At 61.8% G+C, this 13,486-nt stretch carries 3 protein-coding genes; 1 reads left to right on the plus strand and 2 read right to left on the minus strand.

The window, feature by feature from the left end:
- Both MOV76_RS02385 and MOV76_RS02390 read right to left on the minus strand, forming a co-directional pair.
- Positions 1-2,364: hypothetical protein (locus tag MOV76_RS02385; RefSeq protein WP_247263705.1), on the minus strand; the 2,364-nt coding region annotated here is incomplete at its 3' end.
- Complete coding sequence (locus MOV76_RS02390; protein ID WP_247263706.1) at positions 2,346-11,891, minus strand: hypothetical protein; 9,546 nt, start codon at positions 11,889-11,891, stop codon at positions 2,346-2,348. The genes MOV76_RS02385 and MOV76_RS02390, both read right to left, overlap by 19 nt.
- 838 nt (positions 11,892-12,729) lie before the next feature.
- Between MOV76_RS02390 and MOV76_RS02395 the strand changes: the two genes are divergently transcribed.
- Positions 12,730-13,194 carry a hypothetical protein gene (locus tag MOV76_RS02395; protein ID WP_247263707.1) on the plus strand — a complete coding sequence of 155 codons (465 nt, stop codon included), beginning with the start codon at positions 12,730-12,732 and terminating at the stop codon, positions 13,192-13,194.
- The last annotated feature ends 292 nt before the right edge of the window (positions 13,195-13,486 follow it).

Consider the following 13,486-nt stretch of genomic DNA (forward strand, 5'->3'; position numbering starts at 1 on the left):
GTCCCACACCACGACGAGCTGTTCGGCGAAGGCCGTCTCCTTGCCGCCCGAGGCGATGCCGCTTTGCGAGTTGCGGACCAGCCGCGTGCCCATTGCCACCGTGGCGCCGTCGGCGGGGCGCACGCCGTCGTCCCCAGGCGGCGAGAAGGCATTGGCGACAACATCGAGATCCGCGAGATCTTCGGGAGCCACATGGCTGTAGCGCACGACCCGGCTCGACAGGCTCGACCAATGCCGGGGAGACCCATCCATCTGTGGCAGGCCGACATCGAAGCGGTAGCCGATCAGGAGGTCGTTCGCATCGACGCGCCTGCCTTCGCGCGATTGCGCGTTGCAGGAGGTGAAAATCTCGTCGATCACGGCGCCTTGCCTGAAGCGGTCGACGATCTGCAAGCCACCGGTTTTCAGCGTCGAGGTCTCCGCCGCCGAATTCTGCTCGGCTTCCGGCATGTCGAGGGACTTGCGCTCGAACGTCTTGGCCGCGGGAACCTTGTCGTCCTCGGGCAGCGGGGTGCGGGCGTCTCTGACCTGGGCCTCGGCGGCTTGGCGGCGTTGCTCCGCCTCGGACGCGATGGTCACGTCGAGCGAGAAGACGTCGTAGCGCTTAAATACTTGGCCGTTGGCCATCAGCGGCGCATCTAGATCGATGACCGCGTCGACCTGATCTAGAAAGCCGCTGTCCTCTGGGGTGGAGGCGACGGGAAGGTTCTGTTTGGTCGCGCTTCTGAGCGCCCATTCCTCCGTGGTTGAGGGCCAGCAGTGCCCCCCCGACTCCTGCTCATCGTCAGCCGGCAAACGCAGCTTCGTCAGCGTCCAAAGCGTTTGATGGACGAGGTTGCGTCCATCCTGCGGGTCGGTCGCAGCAAGGGCGAACTCCAGGAAATAAGCAGGATCGGCCAGACCGCCCTTCCCAGTCAGCTTCGCATCGAGACCGTTGAGCTCACCTTCGGTCAGGGTGAACTCGATATCCATGGTGAGGTGCATGGCGCGCATCAACGTCGGCATGCCTTGGAGCGCGTGCCAGCGCCGCTGCATTACAGTTATCTTCGCCTCGACCTCTTCCGGCCTTCCATAGTCCTGTAAGGTCGAAGCTTGCTGCGCCGCCGCATCTTTCGCGGCCGCATCGTCGAAGGCCGTCCCTAAGGCGGATTGCGCGGTAGTCTCGATGTGCGACGCGCGATGGGCGACGCGATGATCTTTAAGCTTGCCGAGGTAATCGGCAAGTTGGACAGTAGCAGCGCTGCATGCGTCAGCGCAATCCCTGCACGATTCGGCGTATTTCTTGGCCGCATCGCGCTGCTCGGCGAGCTGAAAAGCAAGCGTAAGCTCGAGCCAGCGGCGCTCGTCTTCCAGATAGGCCCCCAACTGTTTGGCCCACGCCTCCGCGGGCATCGCTTCCCATCTGTGAGGCTCGTACTTGTCTTCGTCCGTCGGCGTCGGCAGGGCTTTCGCGGCCTGTTCGAGCGCTTGGCGCCAGGCAACAAGGGTAGCGTCTGGCGGCTGAGACTTGTCCACGTTTTTCTCGAACTCCGCCGCCTCCCGCTCCAAGGCCTCGCTTTGCAGCTGTGAGCTTTCGAGAGCCCAAGCCAAACGCAGGTCGCTTGCCGCTCGCTTCGCCAGGTCTTCGGCAGTCATGCCAAGCAGGGCGCGCAGGATGTCGGTCCGTGGGGACCCCAGCGGCACCTTGGACCAGGGACGTTGCGCTGGACCCGGAAGGGCAGCCTTCCGGAGATCGCGCTGTTCTCTTGACATCTCGCTTTCGGCAACCGATTGCGCACCGGCGAGTGATTCGATCAGATTGCGCGCCCGCCCGAGCGTTGTTTGGCGCGCCAGTTCGGCGCGCGGGACGCTGATCACGTCCGGCGTGCCATTTGGCCCACCGTTTGCGTCTTGATACATATCCGTCTTGTCGCCGGCCGTTTTTGTGGCGGCGTCGCGCAGGATGGCGCGCAGGCTGGGCATGGCATCGAACCAGGTCCGCCAGATTTCGGTGAGGCGGGTCAGTGCCGATGCATCGTCGGCAGCGATTTTGCCATATGCGGTCCTGAAAGCATTGATAGCGGGTTTGGACAGCTGGCTGGTCGCGTCGTCCATAGCCCGGCGGACAAGGACACGGACGAAGTCCTCTGCTTCTGCATTGGGATCTCGCGTGAAGCGCTTGGCGATCCACGACGGCCACTCGTCGATCTCGCCGTTGCTTTCCGTGCCCGGAACCGGAGTGAAAGCGACACTGGCGCGGATCAGGTAATTTCCGCCGGGAGTTCGCATGACAGCGGTGGGCACGAGTTGAGCCGCAAAGGCGTCGGCTACGCTCGGCGCCGGCGCCGCAGCCGCGCCTGACTGGGCTAAGGTGAGAGTATCCATGGGTGCTCATCCGAGAAATATTGCATGTAGCCGGCAAAATTTTCGCACTTGCAGGCGGTTTCGCTGCTGATTCTTGGCCGATTGTCGTCGGACTCTTCCCCGGTGGTTGCACCGGTGGTCATCGGGTCGATGCCCAGCGCGCCGAAACGAGTCGGCGGCTCCAAGCTCCCATTCTGACCGCCCGGACTGAGCCCGCCGCCGCCAAAACCCTTCTTTTCCTGCTTGGCGATCACGAAGCGGAACTCGATGTCCTTGATGCCGAGCGAGAATGAGAACACGAAGATAGCGATACCGGCGACGCCGCCGGATGCCTGCTGGCCGACGCGGACCTGCAGCATCGCCATGATGCTGAACATGGCTATCTTCGCTGATCCGGCGGCGGTGAACACGCCCTCGATCGTCGAGACGCGCTTGTCGCCCATGTCGATTGAGCGGATGTAGACGCCGGCGGTGATCTGGCCGCGCCCGGTGACCGGACCGAGCTTGAAATCCACGATCGCACCGAATTCCAGCGACGCGCTGAAGCCAATGATGCCGGATGGGCTGGCATAGAGAGCCAGATGGCCGCAGCCGCCGAAAATGGTGGAGGTGATCGAGAACGGGGCTTCCGGGCGCGACAGGCCAACCTTGAAGATCGCCGTCCCCTCGGAGAACGGCAGGATGCAGGAGGCGTTCAGCGATACGTTCGAGATATTGAGCGCGCCGAGCGTCAGGTAGATCGGCGGCATGCGATAGCCGGCCTCGATGCCGGGCAGATCGTAGCGTAACGACAGGAAAAAGCCGCTCTCGCCGAACGACACGTATTGCGAGATGGAATCGAGGAACTCAACCATCTTGCCAAGCTGGAAATCAGTGATGTTGGTCTTCAGCTTGCCGCCGGTCTCACTGCCGAAGCGCGCGCCATCGAACTGCAGGGTCAATACGTCGAATTTGCTGCCGATCAGCTTGACCTTGAAAGCGCCGATTGAACCCGACACGTCGACCTTTGGCGGCGCCGGTTTCAGAAGATCGATATAGGTCCGCGCCTTCAGCGTCAGCTTGGCCGGTGCGAATTCCGAATTGAAGTTCTCGGCGACGCGCGTGTCAGTCGTGTCCTCGAAGTTGGGGATGAAGATGCCGAGCGGATCGGACTGCTTCAGATCGACATCGAGGTCGTAGGCCAGCGTCAGGCGCGTCGGCACCATTTCGCGCAGCTTTGCTTCGACCTCGCGACGCACCGCGGCGATGTCGACGAGCCGGCCGAACTCGCCGCGCACCACCGTCTCGACCGCTTCGGTCACCTGCTTGAAGATCATTACCACGGCGTTGGGGCCATCCGCGGCGCCAACCTTGCACACTGCCGTTTCGCCGGCGCCGGCGATTTTCCAGTTTTCGACGCGTTTGAAGAAGTCGTTCGAGGCAGTCAGAAACTCGTTGGAGCCGGCCGGCTGTTCGGCGATCGTCTTCGCCCAGCGCCTCAACTCTTCGGTCTGGGCCGCGAGCTGATCTTCCAGCATCTTGGAAGGGTCGGTCGGGCACGCGACCAGCAGCGCCGTCAGCCCCGCGTTGACTGACGCCGAACCGTTGGGCAGGTCGGTGACCACGTCGTTGCGTGCCGTGAGGACAGCCTGGAACGAGTCAGCCGTGGTCCCAACGATAGTTGTGAGCGTGGGCTTCAACGCAGCAAGCACTTTGCTGAGGTCAAGCTTCGCGCTGGCGAAAACGCGCGAAACGACGCCCAGCATCTGGTTTTCGAAACCCTGGGCGGCCTCGGCCAGCGCGTCGTTAGCTGCGTCGATCAAGATTCTGCGAACGTCTTTTTTTAAGGCCGGAAGGCGCACGTTCAGATAAGCTTGGAGTTCATCTCGCTTGCCGTCGATCGAACCTGCACCATAGCCGACTTTCCTGAAGTCCTCGATGACCCGGTCCACCGATTGCAGGGTGACGATTTCCTTTCCGATGTTGTCAGCGAGGGCAACGATCTCCTTCTGGAACGGGGTATCGGCTGCCTTGTTCATGAGCACCGACAGAGACGCGAAGAACCCGTTTAAATGATCGATCCCGATGGCTGCTAGCGCACCCACCAGTTCCTTCCGGGCTGCATCGCGTTGCTCATCGATCGATCTGACCGCATCGCCGGCTTTGGCCGTGGCCAGTGCGGCAAGTGCTGTGACGTCGGCCAGGAAAGCAGCCGAAGTAGTGACGGGCCACAACACAGTGGCGAGGATGTCCTTCTTAGCCGTCTCGACAAGGTACAAGGCTGTATCTGCGGACTTGATCGCGTCAGCGGGTATGTCGCTCCAGGCCCATGACTTCGGAGCGGCATCGATCGCCGGCTCAACGTTCGTATCCGGTTTCGTGATCGAGGGAACACCGGTGATCCCTGCCGGCCACAGGAAGTCCAGGCTAGTCTTGAGCACCCCGGACAAGACAATCAGCTGCTCGATGGCGTCGGTCCGCCGTCGCTCGAGCTGGACCAGCGAATTGCCAAGGGCCCGCGCCAGCTTTTCCGGAGTGAGACACAGCGCGGCCGCATCGCTGAACGACTTCCGGAGCGCAGCCTGGAGGCTGCGGACGTCGGTAACGATCGCTACGAGTTCTAGTCGAACCGTGTCGAGGTCTTGACGCAGTTTGTTTTTTTCTGGAACAAGGGCGCCATAGAAATCCTCGAGCGGTATTACCGCTGCGTCCACGATTCCCTCGGTTCGCCATGGCTTCACGGCGCGAAGAAGTTTGCCCAGTTTGTCGACGTCGGTATCGACCAGGGCCGCGATTGCATCGCTCAGGCGGATCACCGAGCCGACCAGTCTGTAGAATGGTGGAAACAGTCTCGGGTCCTGGCAGGTTGCCCAATCCCGTTCGGAATCGGAGCCGATGCAGGCCTTCGGATCCGCAACAAAGCGCGGGAAAACGACCTGCGTGAATTTATCGGCTGCGTCGACGAGATTCTGGCATTTGCTTGTCCAGCTGCCGGCGATCTGCTGCAGCGTCTGAAGCTCCCTGAAGCCTCTGGCAAGGACCACGCCCACGTCTTCGAGTGCATCGATCGCCCTGTCGATCGACAGATCGGTCAGCGCCAGAGCGCTTCCGAGCACATCGGTGGCCTTGCTCAGGCCGGCGACGACGATCTCGTCGAACAGGGTCCAGAGCGCTCCTTGCAGCGTTTCGGGCTTGGCTTTCAGCGCATTGTCGGCCCATTTTTTCAGCTGCTCCTTGAGTTCGGTTTCCAAGCCATCCGCGTCTTCCTCGATCGCTTTCTTCAGCTTGGCGAAGAAGGTCTGCTTGAACGTGTCGAGATCGAAGATCGGCCGGCCGGGCTTCAAGCTCCACGGCGATTTCTGCCCATCCTCCACCGCGTCCGGCGCCATCAGCAGCGTGGCGGCATAGGCGGTCTCGATGTGCGTCTGAGCCTTTTCGGCAAGGAGTTCGGACGCCGGGATCGGCAGTTGGATGATGACATTCGCCAGAGCCGAGGTCGCCCCACTCGGAACCAGAAGCTGTTGTTGCAGGGTCTCGACCGCCCATTTGCGTATGTCCGCGGGCCTGTAGGCCTCGATCAGCTTATCCTTGGCCTCGGTGACTGCCTTGTTCAGCGAGGCCACGAAATCGTCGACAAGCCCGCGCACGGCTTCGCGCAGCGGGGTGAGCGGGTCGCGCGTCACACGCTCCACGGCCTGCGAAAAGCGCCGACCGGTGGCGTAGACCGAGGAATAGAGCTCGATGGTCGCGTCCGCATCACTGGAGGGAGGCGGCGCTGCGATTGCCTTGTCGAGCACGTCGGCGAAAGCCGCCATCGTCCGCGCGACCTCCGGATAAACGCGATCCAGCGCCTGGGTGCCATCCGTGCCGTTGAAACGCAGATTTTCGAGCCGGTTGCGAAATACCACCAAGGCGTTGGCGATCGGCATCAGCACCTTATCGCGGATGAAGGCGTCTGCATCTTCGGCCAAGCCGCCGCCATATTCGCGGATCTCGCGTAGCTGCGGTTCGACGTCCAGCAGTTTGCCGAGTATAGTCAGCAGGTCGCTGATGCTGACGATGCCGAGCAGTTTGGCATTGTTGCCGAAGAAGGACGCGAGATCGTTGTCCTTTACCCTTTCCCCGGCTGGCGGAATTTCCGGTGCTGGCGGCAGTGTTGCCGGATTCGGCGACGGGGTTGCCGGCTGGGCCGGCTTCAACGTGCTGTCGGCATCGGCGTTTCCGATCGGACCGCGCGAGCGCGACAGCGCCACCACGTCGATCTGCGGGCGTGCCACCGCACCGCCGCGCTCGCCTTCGTTACCAAAGCGCATGCCCAGCGGTTTCAGCAGGGCGAGGAAGATGTCCCGCCCATTCTTGCGCGGTGGTGCATCTGTAGCCTCCGGCGTTCCCTCAGCGGGTTGCGGGGGATCGAAGCCGGCCAAGGCATAGGTGGTGTCATAGCCAACGGAGACAGGCACGCTCGGCTGACCGGTTAGCCGATCGATCTGCTTCACGTGCACAACCGCACGGCGCATCGCCGGATAGAAGGGCGGCTGATCAGCCCCGTTCAGATACGGATCGTTGTTGAAGTTGCGGTTGGCCGTGATCGGCTGGTAGGTTCTGGGGTCCAGGGTGCCTAGATTGCCACTGCGCCCACCTTCGACCGCGAAGGTCAACGTTTCGGTCTCGAACTCGGTGTCCCCGTCGTTTTCAGGCGGGGCGAAGATCAGCTTCTGGCTGAATAGCCGCCGCTGAACCAGAGATGCCCGTGCGACATAAGCTGCGACGGCTGGGTCGGGAGTCTGCTCCAGCGGAGTACCATGCAGATTGTAATAGTCGGCGAGCGGCCCGAGCGAATTCTCATTGTTCACGGTGACGTTGTCGACGAAGATCATCGGCATGCGCACGCGGATCTTTTCATCGAGCAGGACTTCGAACATCACTTCGGCGCCATAGCGCCGGGCGGTGCGCGGCCAGAAGGGGGTTCCGGCCCGGCCCGAGCCCCTCTCACTGGCGGCAGTTTGGGGGCGGTCGATGAGATCGATCAATCCGCCCGGCCATACACCCGTCTCATCGCGGTTACCCGCCAGATCGAAGGGGTCGACGATATCCGGCGTTTGCAGCGTTTTTATCTGGATCTTGCGGAACGGCACACGGCGTCCGTCGTCGGCCTGCCGGAACGCACGGAAATCCTTCTCCGGCTTAGCGATGCGGATGAACATCCGCTGGCGGAGGACCGCGACCGGTCCGCCCGTGCCGCCGATGCGCTCGAACCGCCGCTCGGTGCTCTTGATAAGGGAGGCGCGGATGCCGAGCGGCATCAGGTACCCCTTGTAGACGACCTCGGCGCTGATGTCGCGGCCAAGCACGATGCGATGCCGCCAGCGCTCGATGGACAGAGCGTCGAACAGCGTGCCGCGCTCATAGTCAATGATGGCAGCGGGCGGCTCGAAGGACGCGTCGACCGAAAGGAAACCGCCGAGCGAGCTCAGTGCTAACTCGAATCCTTGCGGGTCGAACGGCCTCGGCACGTAAATGTCGCCGAGATCATAGGATTCTTGCGGGTCGGCGGGCTTGCCCATCAGCGAAAGATAGAAGCCGCGCGGCGGCTCCCGCTGATCCCGTCCGATCCGCTTGTTGTCCAAGGATATCCGCCCGAGCACGGGAAGACCGTGGACAGAACTGAGCGCGACAAGCTCGTGCCGGTCGAATGCGTCAAGGGAAGTGCGGAAACGGTGATCGCCGATTTCCCCCTTCGCGTCAGACAGGTTGAGCGAGGAGATGTGCCTTCCCATTGCCCACGGAGCATAGGGTCCGCGCAGCGGCGCGCGATTGGCGCGCGAGCGCTTATTCGGAAAATAGCGGGTGACGAAGTCGGGAAGAGCGGGCTGAGCCGAAGTCAGAAGGCTCCTCCACAAGGCTTCCCGGCGCGGCTCCTGCGGCAGAAACACTTCCGGCCGGTAGTCCGGCGACCAGATGGCGCGGGTCTCCGCACCCGACTCGGGATCGAGTTCGGCGGTCCAAAGAGCCGAGGCGGCGGGCTCGCTGTCATCTTCTTCGCTTGGCCGGAACAGCCCGGCCGGGACGCCACGCGGCGTTCGAAACAGGGCGTCCTGCGAAGGCGACAGCATCAACCGGAAAGGTAGCTCGATGGACGTCTCGTCGTCCGCCGGTGGTTCGGTCGACAGCGTAACGACCTCGGCCAAGCGCTGGTCGACGGTGACCCTTGCTTCCGACCAGCGGCGCTGGCTGGCGGTCTGGTCGAGATCCGGCTCCTCGGTGCGCCGCGCATCCACCGGCTGGAGCTTATCGCCCCCGCGCGAAAAACCCTGATGGACGAGCATGTGAGCGAAGTCAGGATCCGCCTCGGTGTCCCAGACGGGCCGCCGGCTCCCGTCGAGGTTCGACAGAAGCAGCTTCTGGGCGCGGCGCACCACGGACAGCTCGAAGCGCGAAAAGTCTGTGAGCGCGTCGACGGTGAACGGGATCTCGCCGGTGGCGTAGCGCGGATCGTAGTCGTCCGTGTTGACGCGGAAGGCGAGACGGGTCGGACCTGATAGGCGGGACTGGACAGGTCGCACCGGCGGCTCCGCCCCTGTATCCGCCGCCGGCAGGGCGTCGACGAGCGGCGACAGTTTTTCGGCGAACGGCTTCCACCAAGCGTCGAATGCCGCCTTGCCTTTCGCCTTTTCGTCTTCCTTATCCTTGTTGGTCAGGAATCGATTGGCGTCAATGATCAGGCCGCGCAGCCGGTCGGCGCCGCCAAACGGCGTGAGCGGAAGCGGAACCGTCGGAACGAAGCCCTCCGGGAGGGCGAATCCCGCGAAAGTAGCGTCAAAACCCTTGGCGAAGGCAAGGTAGCCGGGACTGCGGAGTTCGCGCAGCGTGCTGACCTGGTCGGCGACGGCGCCGGTGTTCCCACCGTTGCCCGCTCCTTGCACAGGCAGGTTTTCCTTCAGCGCTAGAATCTCGGCCTCGGACACAGGCTCGACAGGAACACGATCGAGCAGCGGATTACCTTCGGAGTAGATCGACCCCTCGATCGCGTGCTGGGCTAGTTCCGCGTAGCGCTGCGTGTCCTGGTCGACGAATTCTGGTCCGGCATAGAGTTTCTGCTCGGCAGGGAAGTTCGCCGGCGGAATGTCGACCTCTTGGGTTGTCGATGAGCCAGGCTGCGGAAACCGGCCGGCAAACGCGTTGGCAAACGCGAGAAAGTTCGCGATCTCTTCGAGCAGTTTTTGATCCGCGCCGAGGTCGAGCTTGTCTTCTGGGGCAGGTCTCTTCTTCAGAAGCATGGCGAGATGCTCCCACCGGGTCCGCCAACGCTCCTTCCAGTCGTCCTCCGTTTCGTCCTTGTTTCTGGGGACCTGCAATTCGATCAGCCGCAACAGAATGTCGGCACGATGCTTCAAGCGCACCTCGCCATCACCCGGCCCATAGGCTCGGCGCAGAGCCTGCAAGGAAACGCCGATCGGCTGGGTCTCGCGCGCTGCCCCCGGCAGCTTCGGCAAGGATGGGCGCACGGTGCGCAACTGGAAGAAAGCCTGCTCAGCCCTGTGCTGCGGCGGGAACTCCACGATGATCATCGGGCGCGGATCGACCACCATGCCGGTCAACGGCAGCGCCAAGGGTTCGACTTTCTTGCCGCCCGCTGAAGACGCTTCGTCTTGGCTTTTTGCGGCGTTCGCGTCGGTCTGCTCGGCGCCCGAGGTATCCATAGGCGGCGTTTTTTCGCTCTTGGCGGAGATCAAGGGTTCATCGACTGGCTTCGGATCCGCCGCTGGATCGACAATCCGCGCGACTACCGCCGGCCCTCGCGGCCGCAACACGCAGCCGGTGCCGTTGTTGACCAGGTCGAACCCTGCGAAGCGGAAGCGCAGATCGGCGAGGTCGCCGTAACGAAGCACGCGCAGCAATGCCCGCTCCATCGGCAGCGACGACGCGAGCGGCTGAGGCGCTTCCGGCAAGGGCAGCCCGTTGGTGGTGGCAAGCAGGATATGGCCGGGGTGGCCGATCCGCGGCTCGGGGACGCCGTGCAGGCGCAGGGCGATTTCCGGACCGCCGAGGAAGTCGAGGCGGGTGAAATGGCCGCGCGACGCGCCGAGCGAAGGTAGCGTCGACTGATCTTCGAGCAGCGCGACCGACGCATCGGCAATGCGCACCGCCGCCTCAAAATGCGTCACGGTCGAGAAATTCCTCGCCCGAATGACCACGGGCGCCGGTTCACGTTTCTCGCCCGGCCTTCTGACGCGTTTCTCCGGCCGTTCCGCCGAATAGTCGCCGAGCGAGGTCGAGAGCGTAAAGGTCCGCTCGGCCAAGGGGAACAGACAAAGCGTATTGAGGTCGCCGGGTTGCGGGATTAAGGGGGCCGCCACGGCGAGCAAAGTCGAAACGCACAATTCACCGTCGGCGACAGGCAATTTACCTTCGAGGAATTCCGGTCCCGCGATGCCGCCTAGCCCACCCGACAGGACGCTCACCTCGCCCGAAAGGAACGCTCGCGCGGCGGCGATTTCGGCACGGTCTCCCGTGCTGTCGATGATCGTCGACCAGCGGGCAAATTCGACCGGGCTATGCGGGATCGATTTTCTCGGTTCTGCTTGTGCGTTCGTGCCGTTTTCACCGGCCTTGACCTTAGGAACCGTCAGATAGTGCTGCTCGAGCAGCACCGCGCTGAACCCACCTTCCTCGCCAAAGTCCTGCCCTGCCACAGCGACCCGCGGCCCGGCAGTTGCCGCTTCGTTGAAGGCGCCGCGAATGATGGACCCGACCGGCTTCTGCTCCGGGAAGCGGCCTTCGACCCAGACAATGCCGTCGGTCTCATCCTCGGACTTCGCGGCGACCTTGTCCTCGGACTTGCCAGTGTTCGCTGTCGCAGGCTTTTTGTTGTCATCCGCCTTTTTGATTTTTTTCCCCGCGTCGGCCTTGGCGGATTTCTTTTCAACGGGCGCCGGCGCTTCGCGCCAGATATCCAGCTGGGAGGCCCGAGCGATCGTCGTCAGACTCGGATCCTGCCCAGTGTCGGCCTTGCCGGAGCTTTTGTCGGGTAAGCGGCTGGAAAGCGTCAAGACCCGTTCGACAGCGACATCTTTTTTTTCTTCGCCAGCCGTTTTAATCCGCCAAAGGAACCGGTCGTCGGGATTGAGCTGTGGAAGAAAACAGAGTTCCGAGTTGCCGGGTTCGACGATCGGGCCGAAGATGCTTGCCGCGAAGCGGGCGGCGAGCCCGGTTTTATCTCCCGCCACGGGTTTTGCATCGCTGACCGGGATCGCGCCGCGCCCTTCCTTGATCCATTCGTAGAGCGTCCAAGGTTTCGTGGTCGATAGGCCCCCGATGAACGCCCAGCCGCGGGCGGCGATATCGATGCTCGGCGCGAATGCGCCGTTGGCCGCGTTATGCCTGAAGAAGAAGTCGAAGGTAAAGAACCGCGTGCCGCCGCCATCCGACCCGGCGGCGCTTTCCGGGAGCATGGTGGCCTTGGAAATGCGCAGCCTCAGGTCGATCCGGCCCGACTGCGCATCCGCCGCATCAGCCGGCCGGATTTCGATCCGGGCGAGGACGCCGAACGTTCGCTCGCGAAAGTACAAGTCCTGCTTCGCATTTCCGCTGCCGTCGAAATACGTCAGCTTGTAAACAAATCGGTCCGGCCCATCGTCGTTCTTCGAGAATAGCCAACGATCTCTACGATCGCCTGTTTCAGCGGCGAAAACATCATCTACAAAAAAAGCGCTGGCGGCGGCACTGCCAAAGATAAACCCTCGCCTTGTTACGCGAAGGTGATTGTTGTCGTCGTCCGTAGATGACAATGCCCCGGTATCTGAACGCTCGACCAAGTATCCCCCCTGTCAAGCACATGTACAACGAGAACCACTTCAAGTTTTCATGCCATTATGATTGCCCGCATTGGTTCCGGAGTCAATGGATACCGCGGAGGCAATTTCGGGAATGCTTTGCAGTGGCGCTCCCGAATTTCATCACGCAAAGAAAACATTCGCCGGTCTGCGGTTAACAGAGTGTTAGCGTCACGACTGCTATTCGCTGCGCTTGGCCGGCTCGGAGACACTCGGAAATATCGGGACACGTTTGGGCGTGGGGTGCATCAGCGACGTGGTCATATCTAGGGTGAAGCCAGCAACCGCCCAAGAGCAGCTTACGAACCAAGCAAAAACGCCTTGCTTGGCACGTTAACCCGCAAGGATGTTGTTGAATTCACAGAGTGACGCCTCCGCTTCAATAAATACGCAGAACCGCATGATCAATTACGCTTCTCAGCTTGAGAATTGACCCCTCTGGAAGTAAGTTTATAGTTGACCGTTCGCTAATACAAGTGCATTTTTATTTTAATCGCAACAGCAAGATGTACTCACTGCGTCGGCGGACACGGTTAAAATCACGATCTCCCCTTCAGCTTGGCGGTGATGCCTCATGAAGACCAGCTCGGAAGGCGTAGAACAGCAGGCGGGAAACGAGGCCTTCCAGCTGGAAGACATGCGAGTTCGAAGCGAGCAGTTTTTAATCGTCTGGCGGGCGATTTTTGACTATGCGCAAATCGCGATCCGCACGATCATTTTAGCCAATGGTGCGGGGGCCGCCGCGATATTGACTTTTCTTGGCGATGCCCGCCAACAACACTCGGCACCGGTCAACGAAACTTTGTTAGGGCTGGCTGCCGCCTCATTCGCGATGGGGGTTGCTTCTGGGGTGCTAACTGCATTCCTCGCCTACCTGAATCAGTATGATGTTATCCGGATGGCGACTGCCTCTCAAGGTAGGGTGCCAGTTGGTTCTTCCCCGAAGAGAATAACAGGGATCGTGCTTGCGTTCATCGGTCTCGGCTTCTTTTTGATCGGCATCGGCACAGCGATTTGCGGGTACCTTTTTGCCAGTTAAGATCCCGCCTTCAGCTGACCTGTTCTATTGGTGAACTTTTAAGCGGATAGAATCACAATTGAGGAGTAGCGAGCGGGCAAGTAGATGGCACAGGCGCGAGTTCAATATATTGCAATTTTCTGGTGCGTGAGGGGGACGGTGGATCTGTTGCCGGCGGAAAATCATTAGGCTGACAGAAGCCTTGGTGAAAATGACACCATCTAGCGGGGCGCCGCGCCGGAATCTCCGCAATAGGGGATGATCTCTGGACTTATGCGGAGCTGCCGGCTCGACGGCGTTACAGAGACAACGC

This window comes from Rhizobium sp. PRIMUS64, from assembly GCF_023006465.1.
GTDB classification, from domain to species: domain Bacteria; phylum Pseudomonadota; class Alphaproteobacteria; order Rhizobiales; family Rhizobiaceae; genus Rhizobium; species Rhizobium leguminosarum.